10 protein-coding genes are annotated in these 18,275 nt (G+C 39.6%); 1 reads left to right on the forward strand and 9 read right to left on the reverse strand.

Features of this window, described 5'->3' with window-relative positions; genetic code table 11:
- Positions 1–161: 161 nt before the first annotated feature.
- From AC07VK_RS05545 to AC07VK_RS05565, 5 genes are all read right to left on the reverse strand, one after another.
- Complete coding sequence (locus tag AC07VK_RS05545; RefSeq protein WP_492958901.1) at positions 162–1,313, reverse strand: CaiB/BaiF CoA transferase family protein; 1,152 nt, start codon at positions 1,311–1,313, stop codon at positions 162–164.
- On the reverse strand, positions 1,310–2,470 hold the full coding sequence (locus tag AC07VK_RS05550) for an ABC transporter substrate-binding protein (RefSeq protein ID WP_492958903.1): 1,161 nt from the start codon (positions 2,468–2,470) through the stop codon (positions 1,310–1,312). Before AC07VK_RS05550 ends, AC07VK_RS05545 begins: the two co-directional genes overlap by 4 nt.
- 98 nt (positions 2,471–2,568) lie before the next feature.
- On the reverse strand, positions 2,569–4,998 hold the full coding sequence (locus AC07VK_RS05555) for a glycoside hydrolase family 2 TIM barrel-domain containing protein (RefSeq protein ID WP_494939784.1): 2,430 nt from the start codon (positions 4,996–4,998) through the stop codon (positions 2,569–2,571).
- 208 nt (positions 4,999–5,206) lie between these two features.
- Complete coding sequence (locus AC07VK_RS05560; protein ID WP_492958907.1) at positions 5,207–6,319, reverse strand: glycoside hydrolase family protein; 1,113 nt, start codon at positions 6,317–6,319, stop codon at positions 5,207–5,209.
- Positions 6,316–9,075 carry a family 78 glycoside hydrolase catalytic domain gene (locus AC07VK_RS05565; protein ID WP_492958908.1) on the reverse strand — a complete coding sequence of 920 codons (2,760 nt, stop codon included), beginning with the start codon at positions 9,073–9,075 and terminating at the stop codon, positions 6,316–6,318. The genes AC07VK_RS05560 and AC07VK_RS05565 overlap by 4 nt, the downstream gene beginning before the upstream one ends.
- Positions 9,076–9,351: 276 nt before the next feature.
- Between AC07VK_RS05565 and AC07VK_RS05570 the strand changes: the two genes are divergently transcribed.
- Positions 9,352–10,125: an IclR family transcriptional regulator gene (locus AC07VK_RS05570; protein WP_426329501.1), complete on the forward strand. Its 774-nt coding sequence runs from the start codon at positions 9,352–9,354 to the stop codon at positions 10,123–10,125.
- Between the two features lie 321 nt (positions 10,126–10,446).
- Here AC07VK_RS05570 and AC07VK_RS05575 read toward each other — a convergent pair whose 3' ends face one another.
- The 4 genes from AC07VK_RS05575 to AC07VK_RS05590 all read right to left on the reverse strand — a co-directional run bounded on the left by AC07VK_RS05575 (position 10,447) and on the right by AC07VK_RS05590 (position 18,272).
- Complete coding sequence (locus AC07VK_RS05575) at positions 10,447–12,612, reverse strand: alpha-L-rhamnosidase-related protein (protein ID WP_492958909.1); 2,166 nt, start codon at positions 12,610–12,612, stop codon at positions 10,447–10,449.
- A 140-nt stretch (positions 12,613–12,752) separates the two neighbouring features.
- On the reverse strand, positions 12,753–14,342 hold the full coding sequence (locus AC07VK_RS05580) for a sodium:solute symporter family transporter (RefSeq protein WP_492958910.1): 1,590 nt from the start codon (positions 14,340–14,342) through the stop codon (positions 12,753–12,755).
- Positions 14,343–14,500: 158 nt separating this feature from the next.
- On the reverse strand, positions 14,501–15,586 hold the full coding sequence (locus AC07VK_RS05585; RefSeq protein WP_492958912.1) for a Gfo/Idh/MocA family protein: 1,086 nt from the start codon (positions 15,584–15,586) through the stop codon (positions 14,501–14,503).
- Positions 15,587–15,653: 67 nt separating this feature from the next.
- Positions 15,654–18,272, reverse strand: coding sequence for an L-rhamnose mutarotase (locus AC07VK_RS05590; protein WP_492958914.1), 2,619 nt, complete (start codon positions 18,270–18,272; stop codon positions 15,654–15,656).
- Between the last annotated feature and the right edge of the window lie 3 nt (positions 18,273–18,275).

The following is an 18,275-nucleotide window of genomic DNA, read 5'->3' on the forward strand; positions in this document are numbered from 1 at the left end:
CTCCACAAATCTTTTTACATCGTTTATTTCTATTAGAACGATCGTCATCTCGACCGCAGTGTTCCAAAGGAACTCCTTCGGAGGAGAGATCTATTAGCCATACTGCTCTATATAGATTTCTCCATTCCGCTGCGCTCCAGTCGAAATGACGATCATTTTTATTAATTTAATTCAAACTCTTTATTAATCCCAGCCGTATCAAAACCAAGTTTTGGCGCTGCTTTACTGGCAAATAACTTTTCATTATGCAGTCTAATCGGGCTTACTGTTGTCTTTATTTTTTTGCCATCATCTAAATCCAATTCTTGTTCAATCTGTAGGCTTTTATAAGTATTCGTGGCTGTTGCAGTTTGATAATTTAATACTTCTGCGCACCAAATGCCATGGCCTTCCAAAAGATTAACCCAATATTTTGTACCCTCTTTTTTAAAGGTTTCGGCCAGGCGGACAATTAATTTATCGCGGTTTTCAAATGCTGAACCTGCCTCAACGTATAAGTCAGTAATATCACAATTGATAATCGTACAGATATTTGGCAGGTTGCCCATGGCCATGGCAATATAACCATCATTGGTTTCGTACATGCCATAAGGAGCGCTTAAGTAAGCGTGCGCACTGCCTTTTGCTCCGCTTCTATCGGGCAATTTACCGCCATCATTTAAGTAGGTGGTTAATACTTCAAACTGTACATCTAAAATGGATTCGAGCAAACTCACCTCAACCAAAACACTTTTATTGGTTTTTGCCCTTTTAATTAAAGCAGCCATAATACCTTGTGCCAAATGGTTTCCGCACATAATGTCCGAAACAGAAAGTCCGAAAGGCACTGGTCCGTCTACATCAACACCCGATAGAAAAGTTAATCCTGAAACGGATTGTACCAATAAATCCTGACCTGGCTTGTTTTTCCATGGGCCTTCACTCCCATAGCCGGTTACCATCCCGTAAACAATTTTTGGATTGATTTTTTGAACGTTTTCATAATCCAGACCAATTTTCTCCATCACACCGGGACGGAAATTATGCGTCATCACATCAGCCTTACCGATTAATTTTTTAAGTTTTTCTAAATCTTCCGGATTTTTTAAATCGGCGGTATAACTTTCTTTATTCCGGTTAATGGTGTGAAAAAGCAAACTATCTTCATCAACGAAAAGATTCTTGATGGATAAAGACCTGCAAGCATCGCCTGTTTTTGGTCGTTCGATTTTAATCACACGGGCACCTAAATCGGCCAGTTTTAATCCTGCCGATGGTCCTGCCAAAAATTGGCAAAACTCTAAAATCAAAAGTCCTTCCAGCGGTCTGTTCATGATAACACTAAACTTTTAGATTGCTGATACAATTTGTTCATAACCGATAAAACCTGAATTTCATCTCCGCCATTTATTAAATAATCGCGCACCACATCGCCCGCATGGTCTTGAAAATACATCGAACCATGGTAACGTGGACGGAGAAAAGCTCTTTGTAAGGCCGGTAAAGTATTCAGAAAATAATGCTGACTCTGGCGGTTAACTTCTTCGTTTTTCCACGCGGCTAAATGCCCGGGTTGACCACCACTCTCGAAAAACAAAGTAGACTGACAAGCAGGTGAACCTACAAATTCTACATATTTGGCCGCAATCTCTAATGCTTCGCATCTCGAAGAAATGGCTAAACCTGTTCCACCCAAAGTGCTTCTCAGGTTGGTTTTACCATCTAAAGAAATCATATCGTGAAAATGCAAGGTTTTGCGGGCATAACCATTACGCGAATAGTTTGAGTAGCCATAAGCAAACGGGCAATATGCAATTTCGTTGGTTAAAGTCATTGCTTCATATACCTGGATCGGGTTTCTCTTGAAGTTTGCTTTATCTATTTTCGACGCCAGTTCACGGTACATTTGTAAAGCCCTAACACCAATTTCCTTAGAAACCACCTGCTCATCCTTTTCACAAGGATCTTCACCCAAAGAGCAGCAAAGGGTATAAAAATTCATTAAAACATCAATCGGAATACCTGCAAAGGCCACTAAACCTTTATCGGCAAGTGCAAGTAGATCTTCGAATGATTTAGGCAATGCTAAGCCTTTTTCGGCTAGCAAATCCGGTCTAGAAGCGGCTACAGGAGTTGCCGCATCTATCGGTAGTGCCCACAAGTGTTCATTATAAAAATAACTTTCATAAGATTGACCCACCGAATTTTCCTCCTGATCTTTCAAATATTCTTGAGAAAGGTATAGGTCTAAAGGCACAATTGATTTTGTTTTTGCGGCAAAACCTGCCCAGGGATGATCGATAACCAACAGATCAAATCGTTCTGCCAATTCCTGGATTGAAAAATCGGCAAATTGCTGCAAACTTCTTTTCTCCCAGGTGATGTTTACATTAGGGTACAATTCTGAAAATCGCTGTGCCGTAGCCACCATAGGCAAAAGCCCACGGCTATGGTTCCAGGTTATTCCTTTTAAATTAATTATCTTCTCCACTTTATTTTTATCTAATGGTTGGTGTCTCCACCGATCATGTTTTTATTTTATTTATTTCGGCCGGTGAGACACTAACCGATAGATTCATTTCTGTTATTCTATTTACTTGTTTTTATAATTATTGATGAGGATGTTAAACCAGCTGATGCAGCTGTTAATTTTATGGTTCCGGATTTTTCTGTTGATTGAAGAATGGCTAAACATAAACCATGGAAAGCTTTGCGGTAATTGGCTTTGAAAGGCTCCAGGCTGGCCTGAAACCCATTATCAACACCAGCAATAAAACCAGCACCTTCAACTTTAAAATCAACCAGATTATCCGCATCAGGCACTACGTTACCAGCAGCGTCTAAAACGCAAACGGTTATAAACGATAAATCCTTACCATCCGCTTTAATATTTTTTCTATCCGCGATTAATTCAATTTTTGCCGGATCTCCTGCGGTTTTCACTTCACGTGCTAAAACATCTTTGCCGTTTTTGCGGGATACTGCTTTTAAAGTTCCAGGCTCAAAAGGCACATTCCAGTGCACATGTAAATCATCGCCTTGTTTTGATTTTTTTCCTAGTGATTTTCCGTTCAGGTACAATTCTACCTCATCGGCATTGTTGTAATAAGCCCATACTTCAACCGATTTTCCTTGTTTCCAGTTCCAATGAGGCAGAAGGTGTAACACAGGTTTGTCTGTCCACTCGCTTTGGTACATGTAATATGAATCTTTCGGGAAACCTGCCAAATCGACGATACCGAAATATGAACTTCTTGCTGGCCATGGGTATGGTAGTGGCTCACCCAGGTAATCGAAACCTGTCCACACAAATAAGCCAGACACATGGTCGTATTTTTTAGCTGCTGCCCAGGTTTCTTCGTGTGTAGAACCCCAATAGGCTGAAACATTGTCGTAAGCGGATGCCGACCATTCGCTGTTACCTTCGGTAAACTTTGTTTTTCCGTCTTTAGGCCAACGGCGGATGGTATCGGCTGTATCGTAAAAACCTCTGGTTTCTAGCGCAGAAGTAGTTTCTGTTGCTAAAAATTTGACTCCAGGGTAGTTTGTAGGGAAATCTTTATACAGTTTGTGGTTGTAGTTTAATCCATAAATATCAAGCGCATTGGCCTGGTAGATAAAATTCTTTTCGGCTTTTGTTTCAGTTAGTGCTGAAATTACGGGACGTGTTTTGTCAAGATTTTTAACAATACCCACTAATTCTTTTGTAATTGCCACACCTGTACTATCAAACTGTTCGCGGATTTCGTTACCGATACTCCATAGAATTATGGATGGGTGGTTACGGTCGCGTTTAATCATATCTTCCAGATCTTTTTTATGCCACGCTGGAAAATCGAGGTGGTAATCGTTTTTGGTTTTCTTTTTCACCCACATATCGAAAGCCTCATCCATAACCAGAAAACCCATTTTATCGCATAAATCTAAAAACTCAGGCGCAGGTGGATTATGCGCTGTGCGGATAGCGTTCACCCCCATTGCTTTCATTATTTCCAGCTGGCGTTCCATAGCCCTCACATTTACGGCAGCACCCAGGGCACCTAAATCGTGATGCAAACAAACACCTAAAATTTTCATTGGTTTTCCGTTTAATGAAAAGCCTTTAACGGCATCGAAATTGAACTCACGAAGCCCAAAAGGTGTTGTATATTGATCAATAATCTTCCCATCAGCTTGTGCAATTTCTACCACCAACCTGTACATTATAGGATGATCAACAGACCACAGTTTAGGATTAGCTATTCCAAGACCATTAATCATTATTGTTGTAGAAGTTTCACTTGTATTGAGCGGCCATTCCTTTTTTTGCAGTTGGATATTTTTATCATCCAAAATGGTCGTCAGGATTTTATAAGCACCTTTTGTTTTGAATTTATTTTCAATTTCGACTTCCGCATTTACTGATGCGATACCTTCACCAGGTTTTAATTTTCTGCTTTCGCTGCTTTGGCCGCTATCCCCACTGATTATAGAGGTTTTCACAAAAGTGCCATTGCGTTTAATGGAAACAGCAGCAGCTGATGTTAACCATACATTTCTATAAATCCCAGAACCTGAATACCAGCGCGAATCGGGCTGTGCTGAATTATCAACTTTAACTGCAATGCTATTTTTCCCCACTTTTAAGCATTTGCTGATCTCATAAGAAAAAGAGCTGTAACCGTAAGGCCTTTTTCCCAGATACTGTCCGTTAATCCAAACCTCGCTGTTTTTATATACGCCATCGAATTCGATCGTGATTAATCTATCTTTAAAATTAACTGGAGCAATAAACTCTTTTCTGTACCAACCAATTCCAGTAGGTAAGCCACCGCCCTCAGGTTTGGCAGGGTTTTTCTCATCAAACTTACCTTCAATGCTCCAATCGTGCGGTAAAGTGAGTTTCCTCCACTTCAGATCATTGTGGGTTGGAGATTTCGCATTTGGCTCGTCCCCTAAAAAGAATTTCCAATCTTTGTTAAAGCTGGTTCTGGTGCGCGATTGTGCGAATGCAGTTCCACTTAATAAGATCAATGCCAATATTAATCTGAAAATGAAATTGACTTTGAGGTTCGTGGAGACACGAACCTTGGCAGTTGAAGCAATCTTACTACTATAGGGTGGCCGTTCTTTCGCATTAGGATTGCTTTCCCGAAAAGTCGGGAAAGGCAGTGCCTCGCAATGACGGGATGCCCACAAACCGAATGTCGGAAAAATTACAACTTTAAAATTATGTAGCCTCTTCATTTTATTTCTTTGTTTCGCTTACAAAATTTAATTTACTCTTACCCAAATGTTTCGATGTAGCCACGGCAATTCCACGCTGATCCTGTTTGTTAACCGCACAATAAAAATGGTACACCGTGCCTTTGTATTTCAGTACGAAAGATTTATGCGCGTATAATTCATCGTATTTTTCTGACGACTCAATCAGGTTATCTCCAGTCCAATCTGTCCAGTTTACCAGGTCGTTTGAGGCAGCAAAGCGGTTAAATGAACCTTTTCTATCTTGCCAGAAAGCACCGAAGTAAAACATTACCCAGGTTCCATTAATGTTTTGAATTACAGCATCTCCTGTAATACCAACAGGGTGATGAACAACAGGGTTTTTATTAAAGCGCTGCCAATGAACCATATCATCAGAAACGGCCATGCCGATCCGTTCGTACCAGCGTGTTTTTTTATTGTTTGCCAAAGAATCACCCACAGCATTGTAGTACATTACAAATCGATGTCCCGTTAATTTTTGTTTATCTTCAATTACCGTACTTTTAAAAAGTTTGTTCCGGTTTTCCCACCAACGCACATCTGCATCGCCCGAAGTCAAAACAGGTTTATCTAACCTATTCCATTCTTGCACAATAGATGGATGTTTTGTGGTGTATGCTATGCCAATTGATAAAGGCTCCACTTCGTAACCTTTTTCCTTACCACCGAAATACGACATCCAATATTTGCCATCAAATTGATTTAAAGTATAGCTTCCGCCCCATTTGGTATCCAATAAAGCATTATAACCTGCCTTTTGGTTATCGTCCCAATGGCCGGCATCTCCAAACGACATCAGTTTGCCCTGATTTTCCCAGTGCAATAAATCTTTACTTTTTGCCAGCCAGGTTTCGTAACCACGACCACTAAAAATCAGATAGGTCATATACCAAAACTTTCCCTTGCGGAAAACTGTTGGGCAATCCATTTTATGGTCTTTATCCCCAGGAACCATTACCAGGCCGTATTTATAAGGAGTTTTCACTTCCTGATAAATCTTTTCCATGCTTTCTGCTGAAACAGGATTAGCACTTTGGGCATTCAATTTAAATGCACTAACAAAAAGAAACAATGCGAGGATTATCTTTTTCATTTGTACATTAAATTAAATTTATAATAACCTGACCCTACGGTAACCTTGGTTTTGCCATTTTCTGTTCCTGCATCCTCAATTGTTGAATTGTATTCTTCTGAGAGGGTATATTTCGGCAAAACCGGAAAGTAAATTGTCGCTTTTGTATTTACCGGAATATTCACCTCCAGTGTAAAAGTTCGGTCTGTTTTTGCCCATTTGCAAGAAATTTTACCATAAGGAGAATTGTAATGCACATCAGCCGATGTTAAATCGCCAACTACTTCTGGCTCGATTTTAATATGCTTAAAGGCAACAGAATTTTCCTCCTGTCGAATACCACCAATGCCACTGTACAGCCATTCCATTAAGTGCCCCAGCATAAAATGGTTGTTGGATACGGTTGACAATGCGGCCCAAGATTCGGTTAAAGCCGTAGCGCCTTTGGCCAGCTGCATCCCATAACCGGGGACATCTGACCGGCTGTTCATATCAAAAATCACATCCGATTTACCGGTATCTTCTAAAACACGTAACACATAACGATAACCTATATCGCCTGCTGTTAAACTGTTTTTACGATCTCTGATATCTCTAACCAAATTCGCGATCACAGCATTTTTATCCTTTTCTTCAACCAGTTCCATATAAACTGCCATTGCATTTGCAGTTTGCGATCCTGTTGCATACTGTTTACTTTTTGCATCAAAGAATTTATGGTTGAAAGCATTTTTTACTTCAACGGCAAGTTTCGCATAGGCTATTGCATCAGCCTTTTTGCCCAGCTGCTTAGCCATTTTTTCTAAGATTTTTAAATCATAATAATAAATGGCTGTGCCCGTAACGCCCATTGGGGTTAACTGAGAAACGCCGGGCGGTTTTGGACCCAAATCATACCAATCGCCTAAACCTTGCGATAAAATGTGGTTATTTGCTTTGGTACCCAAATAAGTGATGTAATGCTGCATCATCGGGTAATAATCAACCATAGCTTGTTTATCGCCATACCACTGATATAAATACCATGGTATTAAAATGCCACTGCTGCCCCATTCCGGCGAATCGCGGAACATATCGCCACCCCATTCAAATTTTACATACTCAGGCGCAATTTCAGGGATCAAGCCACTTGCCAATTGCGAGTTTTTCATGTCTTGCAGGGCTTTTTTAAACAAAGGTGCAGCATTGTAATTATAACGTACAGAACTACCCATTAAATGCAATTCCTCTAACCAACCCAATTTTTCGCGGTGTGGACAATCGGTAAAAACACTTACCATGTTACTTTTAATCGCCCAATCGATCAGGCTGAAAGTTTTATTGAACAACTCGTTCGAGGATGAAAACTTACCTACCTGCTCAGCACTATTTCGGATATGCAAAGCTTTTAAAGCTTCTACCACTGATTTGTTAGATGGATTTTCTTTACCTTTTGGAACAGCTCCTTTAACCTGCAGGTAACGGAAACCTGTATAAAAGAATTTAGGACGCCAGGTTTCCAAACCATCGCCTTTTAAAATGTAGGTAAAATAAGATGGACTGCCGATATTTTTTTGTGTTACCGAACCATCAGCTTTTAATAATTCGGCTGGGGTAATACGGATAGTATCTCCTTTTTTTCCTCGGACTTTCAATTCGATAATTGCAGAAGCATTCTGCCCCATATCATAAACCCATTCGCCATTGGCAAGCGGATTAATATTTTGAGGTGAAAAGTTTTCGAAAATTTTTACAGGTTCTTCTTGCTGTGCATTTAACTCCGGACCATTAACCAATAACGATGATTTCCATTTGCTATCATTAAAACCCGCTAAATCCCAACCTTTTTGCTCGAGGTTGGCATTGTAATCTTCTCCACCGTAAATGCTTGAAAAAGTTATGGGCGATGGCGCGGTTTTCCAACTTTGGTTACTGATGACATTAGTCGAAGTTCCATCTGTATATTCAATCAACAACCTGCAGATCATTTTCGGATAACCATAGGCTACTTTTAATTTTCTATACCGTTCTTTAACAGGAGGAATATAATAAAAACCATTGCCCAGCATCACTCCGATTGCATTTTTACCTTTCCTTAACTGTTTGGTTAAATCATATGTCAGGTACAAAGCCGCTTTATCATACTTCGTCCAGCCTGGTGCTAAAAAGTCATCACCAACTTTCGCGCCGTTTAAACTCATTTCAAAATGGCCCAAACCAGAAATAAAAGCCGTTGCTTTTTTTACTGTTTTCGTTATTGTAAAACCTTTACGGAACATCGGCAAGATATTATTGCCGATGTATTTGTCTTTTTTACCATCCGTTGGCAGACTATTTACGTTAGAATCAGCCAGTTTTTCGTAGGCAATCCATTTTGCACCTTTCCAATCAGCTGTGCTGAGCAAACCCATTTGCCAAAAGGCTGGAGCGCTCCATGCAGATTCATGTCCGGAATTGTCCCAAACACGGACTTTCCAATAATAGGTTTTGCTTGATAATAACTGTTTACCTTTATATTTAATCTGTAACGATTGGCCAGACTTTACTTTTTTAGTGTCCCAAACGTCTCCAATATTTTTATTTAAATTGCTTAAACTGCTGGAAACTACGATTTGATAACCTGTTTGCATGATATTGTGCCTAGCTGACTGCAGTTTCCAGCTTAAATGTGGCGAAAGAACATCGATGCCGATAGGATTGTTCCGATACGCACAATCCAATTGAGCAACCTTAATATCTTGCGCAAAAAGCGAAATGCTTAACAGATAAAGCCAAGAAAATATTACAAGTTTGCTCATTCACTATTGCACACCGTTTCAGATGTTTTGGTTAGGTTTATAAATGGTCGTCAGGGATAAAATCCGTTATGAAATAAATTCTAAATTCTTTTGAATTAAGCTTTATAAATTTCTTAACTTTAAAATACTATCTCTAATTCAAATATAAATGTTTTTTTTAAATATGAAAACATATATTCGTATTTAAATTATACAAAATCTTCTCTTGGATAAATAAGAAAGCATTTTGTATGTTTGAAATTGTAAAAAATACGATACAGCCAAATTTAAACCCGTATGAACGAAAAAGAATCAAAGTACCAAGCCCCTGCTTTGGATAAAGGACTTGATATATTGGAGTATTTATCAGCACAATCTATCCCATTGTCTCAAACTGAAATTGCTATTGGTATTGAGAAAACGCCCAACGAAATTTACAGGATGTTGATGAGTCTGGAAAGTCGTGGCTATATTTTACGTGATGAAGTTTCGGGCAAGTATAGGCTGTCGTTAAAGCTTTTTTACCTCTCGCACAGGCACTCACCTATTGATGAACTGCGTAAAGCTGCTCAGTTTCCATTAGAAGAACTGGCGAACAGTATCCGTCAATCTTGCCACTTGAGTATTTTGTATATGAACCAGGTAATGGTGATTATTCATGCCAAAAGCCCGGGACCAATTGCGCTTTCTATCGAAGAGGGAAATTTGTTTCCATTGCCACTAACTGCATCAGGAAAGGTTTTATTGGCTTACATGTCGGACGATGAGAGGAATACCACTTTAAAAAACAATGCCATTTTTAAGAAATACCCTAAAACCCAGCAAGAGGATTTTCTGACTTCATTGGAAGATATTCAGCAAACGGGTTCGTATTTCAAAAATAGTGACTCGGTTTCTGGTGTAACCGATCTTTCGGTACCAATTGGTATTAATGGCAATAATGGAATTATCGCCTGTTTAACCATTTCGATGTTAAATGCACTAAATGTAGATCAAACTATCGCAAATGATGTAATCCTCGCTGAGGCATACAAATGTGTTAAAAAGATAGAACAGCGGATTGGGGTTTAACCCCCAACCCCCTAGAGGGGGCTTTGACTTTCTGATCGTTAATATAACTGCAAACTGCAATTGCCAACTGATTTGGGCGTTACCCTAATCCCGATGAATCGGGAAAGGGCCGGCTCCGCTTCGCTCTGTTGCTTGCGCTCGTTTCCCAACGAGTGCATAAATAGATAAACGAATTAATCGTTTGTAAACGACAAACTCTTCAACGCTTATAAGCTCATCGTCATTGCGAGGAAGAATGACGAAGCAATTTTAAAGCGGTCGCTATAACCCATAGTAGTAAGATTGCTTCGTCGGCTGAAAAGCCTTCTCGCAATGACGAAACTAACCAGAATACTTCACGCTATAATTTTTGCCTTTTTCGATTGTAACCTCATAAATTCCTTTCGAAACCTCTTTTACTTCAACACCTTTTACAACTGGTTTGGTTTTGCTTTTTATCTTTAGTTTTCCTACCCCTGTTGGAGAAGAAACTTTGATTTCTTTTTTGCTGCAATACACTGATATATCGCCATTGGCTGTTGGTACCATACCTTCCATCCATTCCAAACCACCTAAATTGGGTTCAATGGTGTAAGTTTCGTAACCTGGTGTTGTAGGTTGCACACCCAAATAATATTTTCCCAATAAATAAATCGGGCTGGCTCCCCAGGCATGGCAAAGGCTCTTTCCAAAAGGCCTGCCGTACATAGCCAAATGTTCGGTTCCTTTTTTATCCGGGTTGTATTCCTCCCAAAAAGAGGTTGCGTCTAATTTTAACATGCCGCCCCAATAATTTTTCATTTCCTTTAATACATATGGTTGTTCGCCCATGGCACATAATGCTTCAAGCTCATAAAAACGCATATAAGGAGTAGTAATTTTGGCTACTTTATCGTTTAAGAGTACATTTTCTTTAACCGCTGATTTTTGTTCTGGTGTAAAATAATCGAAGAAAATACCGAACATGTTGGCATAGCGGGTTACATTATCTGTTTGTTTATCGTCAATCCGGCTGTGAACCAAAGCACTTTTTTGCTGATTCCAATAAAGTTCAAAAATTTTGTTTTTCAGTTCTTTAGCCTGTTTATCGTATTTGGCAATGCCCTCTGAATCATTGGCTAATTTGGCACATAAAGCCATTGTTTCTAAACTTCTGGCATATAACAACTGTTCGAAACTTACTTCACCATCCTTACTCAGTTTATCTGCCCAATCGATAAAAATCCAGTCACCGGGCATCCATTCCAATAATCCATTTTTATTCTTTCTTCCATCAATATAAGTCATTAACGACTGCATTCGCGGGTAAATATCCTGTACAAACTTCTGGTCGCCGGTAAATTTATAGTAATCATAAATCCCTAAAAACCAATAAAAAGAGTAATCCATAATGGTATTGATGTGCGCCGTTACGGGATCTTTGCCACGTTGAGCAAGCAATGTCCGTTTTACGGTGGGCGCATCAAAAAACGAATAGTAGTTCATCAAATAACTTTGATAAGCGTCGCCACTCCACACCCAGCGATCGCGTTTTATGCCATCGATAAAGAACTCGCGGGTATTTAAATGGAAGGTATATTTGGCTACATCGTATATTTTGTTTAGTTCTGAGTCTGATGATTTAAAACTTCCACGTTCCGTTACAGGAGCATATTCGTATAACATGGAAACAGAATCAGCAGATACCGGACCTTCAGATTGATAATTGACATATCTGAAGGCCTTTGACAGCGGCATAATCGAATCTTTTTTCTGAGAGTGGTCAATGTCGAGATAATCTAAGGTTTCACATTTATCGGTTGATAAGGCCTCTTCTTTCGATTCTCCGTAATAAATACTCAGCCTTCCTTTTCCCTTCAAACCGTGCACTTTTATAAAACCAAAAGTTTCTTTTCCGAAATCCGAAACTGCACCATTATTTACCTTTTCAGTTTTAATGGCCGATTGCGCCACAACGGGCAATTTAAACTGTGATGGCAATTTAGTTGGATCGGTTAAATTCCATGAGCCTGCAGAAACAAAGGTAGTTCCGGATTTATCGGAGGTTTTTCCACTCGCATCGATCCATTCTTTATCTTCGAAAGTAGTCAGCCAGGTTTCATCAGAAACTACCGTTTTACCCTGAACAAAAATTGCCGGAACATTAGCCTGGTTGTACACCTTCAAACTTAATTTGTGTGTTCCTGCTGGAATCTGAATGCTTTTTGGAAAACCCGCAATGGCCTGACCATCGATTTTAACGTTGTAAGTACCTTCTACAAACAACTTAACCTTTTCAGATTGAGCAAGATTAAATTCTTTGTGAAAATCAACCAGAACATAATGACTGTCCATTTTCCAGAATACAGGAAAAAAGGAGCCTCTTTCGGTTCTGCGGTTCTGCATTACATTGCTCATGTAAATATCTAAATCGCCCGGGTACCAGATCCATGAGGCTTTTTGCGCAAAAAGCTGTGCTGCCGAGCAGGTGAAAATGGTGAGGAGGATAAGTTTTTTTAAGTTTTTCATATTGCTTAGTTTTATATTTATCGTCATTTCGACTGTAGTGTTCCCAAGGAACTCCTTCAGAGGAGAAATCTTTTAGCCATATAACTTCATAGATTTCTCCATTCCGTTACACTTCAGTCGAAATGACGATCCTTCTAATTTTAATGCCCGTTAAAGAAAAGGTAAAGTGCAACCATTACGATTGCAAGCGCTATCCACGAAATCCAAACTGCTCTTGCTGGCTTTTCTATATTGGCCTGGTGTTCTTCATTAACCGTGTAAATACTTGGCGATCTATCCAATAAAGAAATCAAAATCGCGATGATCATTAATCCTGCGAAAATGAAAAATGAGAGCATCAGATAATGTGGCCAGAAAGTGTATTTATCTGACGGCAAAATCCAGAGATAAGTAACCCCAACGCCCAAGCTTAAAATTGAGCCGATTGAAAGTGTAAAATTCACTGCTTTCCTTGTGGTTCTTTTCCAGAAAACAGTAAGTAAAAACACGACTGATAACGGCGGTGCAATAAAGCCCAAAACAGATTGAAAAACATCGAATAAATTCAATCCTTTGATGTTATCGATGGCCAAAACCACTATAACCGCAAAAATACATCCTGCAACAACTGCCCATCGGCCAATGCGGATAATCTGTTTATTACTCGCCTGTGGGTTTATTTTTTTTACATAAATATCCATCGTAAAAACGGTACTTAAAGAGTTTAAAGAAGATCCGATGGTACCCACCAAAACCGCAATCAGCACAACGATTACCAGACCATTCATACCAGGCGGAAATAAATTGGTAACCATGGTCATATATGCTTCGTTCGGATCTTTTAATCCAGGAAAAAGCACATAACAAAGTATTCCTGTCCCAATAAATAAGGGTAGGGAAAGGATTTTTAACCAGCCAATAAAACTCACCCCCAACTGCCCTTGTTTTAAGTTCTTAGCACCTAAAACCGATTGAACCATCGATTGATCAGTACAGAAAAAGGCTACAGCTGCAACCGGATAACCCAATAAAATGGCATACCATGGGTATTTTGGATCGCTGGCAGGTTGGATTAAATTCCAGAAATGATGCGGTGTTTTTTGATATAAAGCAGAAAGCCCACCAACTTTATTCAGTCCCAAAAGCATGAGCGATAATGAAACGGCAATCAATAAAATCATCTGGAAAACATTTACTTTGGCAATGGCTTTTAAACCGCCGAAAAAGGTAAACAGTCCAGCAAAAGCGACCAATACAGTAACCGATTGCCACATGGGGATGCCTAAAATCTGGCGGACCAAAAAACCTCCTGCAAATAAACCGAGCGATAACCACGAAATTAAAATCTTAACCAACGCATACCAGGCAAGGATGTTTTGTGTAGAATCGCCATAACGGTTGCCCATAAACTCAGGCATGGTACTCACTTTGGCAGCAAGGTATTTCGGGGCGAAAACAATGGCCAGTAAGAATAAAAAGATAAAGGCATACCAATCGAAATTAACGGCTACGATACCAGTACTATAGCCAATACTCGCAAAAGCCAATAACATCGACGGACCTACATTGGTGCCCCACATGTTGAAACCGATGCTGCTCCAGTTTAATGATTTATTGGCCAGGAATAGGGTTTCATCTTTGCTTTTCTTTTTCGAAAAACTGGCCCGATAACCAATGATGATCAGGATAATAAGGTAAGCAATTACGATGAAGTAATCTAAATTGGTTAAACGTTCTACAATGTTTCCCATTGGTTTATTTGGTTAGTTTGGCTGTATTATTTGATAGTTTTTAGCCACAGATGAACACGGATAAATACAGATTTTCATGATTTTGTCACTAGTGGTTCGTGGAGACACGAACCATGGCGCATTATGTTCCGTGTTTTCTGTGTCTCCGTGGCAAACAATTACAATCCTATCGATTCCCTTGTCATGTGATTAGCTTTCAAAATTTCATCAACTTTTACCGGCAATCCAGTTTCCAGAGATTGATCCATCGCCTGCAATAATGCAACGGTTCCGATGCCTTCTTTTAAATCAGGGTATGCGGTAAAATTATTGTTGATGCTATCAGCAAAATATTCCAAATAATTCTGGTATTCTCCGGCGTGATGGCTTTGTCCTTCAAAACGGAAATAGTGCTTTAAAGTAGAATCGCCCCAGGTAATAATCTTTTCTTCGCCGGTTTTGGTTGTAACCGAATAACGCAGTTCGTGGTAATCGGCCTGACTTGCGCCTTCTGTTCCACGGAGAATACAAGTCATACCACTATCGCGACTTGCGGGTTGTGTTGGGCCGGTATAAGCGCCGCTAACCCTCGCAATTCTGCCGTCCTTAGCCTTGAAAATAAAATGCATGGTATCCTGATTTTTCAGTCCGGCTTTTAAACCATTGCTGCTCAACATACCATAACCCATAACTTCTTCAATATCGGGCATGTACCACCTGATAAAATCAACAGGATGGCTTAAGCCGCCATACAGCCATTTAAATGATTGTTTTAACGACCATCCCTTTTCCAAAAACCAGCGATGATCGGCATGGTAGTGACTTTCGATAGTGATCAGTTCACCGATTAAACCTGCATCAAAATCTTCCTTCTGACGCATTGCCGGCTCAAAAAAACGAGAACTTTGCCCTACAAAAATCTTTTTTCTTGATTTCCTGGACAGTTCCAGCAACTCATTGGCCTGAGCTAAATCATCAATAAATGGTTTGGTACACACCACATGTTTACCATGTTCAAGCGCCAATTTAATGTGCTCAAAATGTAGATGATCCGGTGTGTAAATCGCGATCATATCGATTTTATCACTGGTCAACATATCTTCGTAATTGGTTGTCCAGTTTTGAAAATCAAATTCTAAAGCCCGTTCTTCGCAAAGTTTTTTGTTGGCATCGCAAATCTGAATCAGTTTAAATTTTCTACTTGCCAATGATGCAGAAATGGTGCTTCTGCCCTCTCCTAAACCTAAAATCCCTAATCTTAACATGATATTATTTTTATAAGCGTTATTGTTTTCCTCCCCCTGCCCCCTCCAAAGGGGGACAATAAGTCCTCTATTCTATTGGTTTAAAAAACACCCAAACTTCTTCGGGTTTTGTTCCTTCAATTCCCTCCTGGTATTTTTTCATTATTGCATTCCATTCGTCCACTTTTGGATTACCCTCAGTGGTTTTTGGATTCAATTCATCTAAACTTTTTCCTTTTGGAATACTAATGATCAGCATTAACTGTCTATCGTTTTTAAAGATGGCCAATCGCTGAAACTCGGCTTTACAGAACCCTTTCGATATTTCCGGCCATTTTTCGAACTGCGTTTTATGGTAAGCGAGATATTCTTTCTGGCGTTTTTCATCCTTCACCAAATTGGCTGATAAAATGATATTGTCCCATTCTGCTACGGCTTTATCGCCACAATTCTTTTCTCTGTTGAAGTCGTAAAACAGATTGTCGTACAATTTAATTTCTGCCGCATCTAAACGTTTTAAAGTTTGTTGCAAACTTTCTACTTTTAAACTTGAAGTATAAATAACCAATCGATTTTTCCATTTATAAATTGAACCTGGCACGAGGTTATTTTCTTTTGCAAAAGTTTTTAAGGCATTGTTGCCCGGCAGATTACTGGTCTTAAAAACCAATTCGAATACAACAGATTGATCAACGGCCTGATTGATGCCTCTTTTCGAATAATTGGCTTTTTCTTTTAATAAATATTGAAAAGCCTTTTCTAAACCTGCACTTTGTTTGATATGATCGGAAACTTTTGGTCCGTTGCTTTCCCATAAATTGTCTGGTCCGTTGGCATTTTGAAGGTACTTTTCAGTTGGGGTCCAGTTGTTTTTGATGGTAAAATACGAAGAACCTTCATCTGTATAAAGATAGAACCAATGATCAGGCAGGTGCGAATATGGTGCTTTATAAATGCTATCGACTACATTGTTGGTAATGAATGATCCCGGCTGAGCAGATAAGGTATAAATTCCGGCCACATCATACATATGTTTTCCGTAGTGATGGATCTTATTGCCACTGATGGTATTGTTTTCCATCGCGTTTTTCGCTTTTGTCCAGCCCCAACCCATGCTGATGCCCGAATAAGACACCTCGCTAATTTCATTATGCAGAATTTTAATCCCTTTAACATAACCTGCACCTATACCCACTGCGCCCCAATCTTCATTGGTTACATCGCTAATGAGGTTGTTTTCGATGGTGTCGTTGGTCGAAATCTCCCTTTGATCTGTGGGATTATATGGTAGGTGTACTTCGGTCGCTTCATCAGAGAAAGTTCCGATTAGAATAGCTGAACCACCAATATCCTTAAATAAATTGCCTTTAATTTCGTTCTCAGCAGTCCCTTTTTTATAATCCAGCCCTGTTGATGCCAGGTGCTCGAACCGGCAAGATTCGAAAGCTGTGTGATTGGCATAACTTACTTCAATTGCAGCCGCGGGGCGGCCCACCCAAGCCTGATTTTCTAGCGTAGGTTTGTCTGGTGTCCCTGCTTTTTCAAGTTTATAGGCATCAAGCATGTACATGCCTGCCTGATGGGGTACATGGCCTTGTTTTGATGGCCTTAACCATGTAGAATGCTCAAATGAAATATTCTTGAAACTCACATAGGAAACCGGTTGATCAATTGTACCCTCTATTTTAACCAGGTTTTCTAAAGCCGGAGCAATCACTTCAGCATTTAGCATATTTTCTGATGTTTTTGGCCAATAATAAAGCTTGTGGTTCTGTAAATCTTCAAACCATTCTCCAGGTTCGTTCAGGAATTGAATGGCATTTGTAAGGTAAAAAGCAGAATTCCCTGTTTTGTCTGAAATCCATGGTGCCGGCCATGGATGCTCGGATTGGATCCTGCTTTCGGGCTGCATAAAAGAAAGTTCTGCAGCATTACCTACAATTTTAACAGATTTTACACGAAGATTTGCAATGGCCCACCATTGATGAATCAGCATTTCTATTCCTTTAATATTGGCTAAATTGATGTTTTTTTGAAGTGGAATTTTACAGGTTTGTTTTTCGCTATCCCATGATAAAATCCTCTCCATTTCATCACCATTGTAGTTTTTTGCACGAACGGCCTTATTGCCATTTACCCATAACTGCCTGAAATGCAGATTTCTTCCGTCTAGATTTGGAATATCAGCTACCCAAACCTTGCCGATAGATTCTTTTGGCAGACCAGCAACTGTTTGATTTAACTTTTTCCAGTTTTTGATTTGAACGCCTCCACTTAAAATAACTTTTTCATTAAGTGCGGAAATAATTGTTGTCGGACTATCTTTTGTACCAGAATCTTCAGGTCGAAGAACTACGGCTTCGTGCAATTGATAAAAACCTTTGCTGATAATAATCCTGATTCCGCCTTTAACTGAAATATCATTTAAACGCCTCAATTCGCGGGCTTTTCTGATGGCTGAGTGCAGCGTGGCTAATGGTTTTTCCTTGGTTCCTACATTAGTGTCAGAGCCATTTGTGGATACGTAAATATCTGCTGCATTAACTTTATAACACAATAATGATAAAAAAATCAGCAGACTAATGAATGGTTTAATTTGTTTGGTTCGTGGAGACACGAACCAAGGCATGGGGACACCGTAACAGTACATGTCTCCACGTACCAATAGATTGTAAAAACCATAAAATTTTCTCAAAAAGTATTTCATTGT

Source organism: Pedobacter sp. GW821-FHT01D05 (genome assembly GCF_059422505.1).

Coding starts and splice junctions, on each gene's coding strand:
- AC07VK_RS05575 (WP_492958909.1), bottom strand. CDS start 12,612: ATGAAAAACTTAAAAAAACTTATCCTCCTCACCATTTTCACCTGCTCG.
- AC07VK_RS05565 (WP_492958908.1), bottom strand. CDS start 9,075: ATGAGCAAACTTGTAATATTTTCTTGGCTTTATCTGTTAAGCATTTCG.
- AC07VK_RS05560 (WP_492958907.1), bottom strand. CDS start 6,319: ATGAAAAAGATAATCCTCGCATTGTTTCTTTTTGTTAGTGCATTTAAA.
- AC07VK_RS05585 (WP_492958912.1), bottom strand. CDS start 15,586: ATGTTAAGATTAGGGATTTTAGGTTTAGGAGAGGGCAGAAGCACCATT.
- AC07VK_RS05590 (WP_492958914.1), bottom strand. CDS start 18,272: ATGAAATACTTTTTGAGAAAATTTTATGGTTTTTACAATCTATTGGTA.
- AC07VK_RS05545 (WP_492958901.1), bottom strand. CDS start 1,313: ATGAACAGACCGCTGGAAGGACTTTTGATTTTAGAGTTTTGCCAATTT.
- AC07VK_RS05580 (WP_492958910.1), bottom strand. CDS start 14,342: ATGGGAAACATTGTAGAACGTTTAACCAATTTAGATTACTTCATCGTA.
- AC07VK_RS05570 (WP_426329501.1), top strand. CDS start 9,352: ATGAACGAAAAAGAATCAAAGTACCAAGCCCCTGCTTTGGATAAAGGA.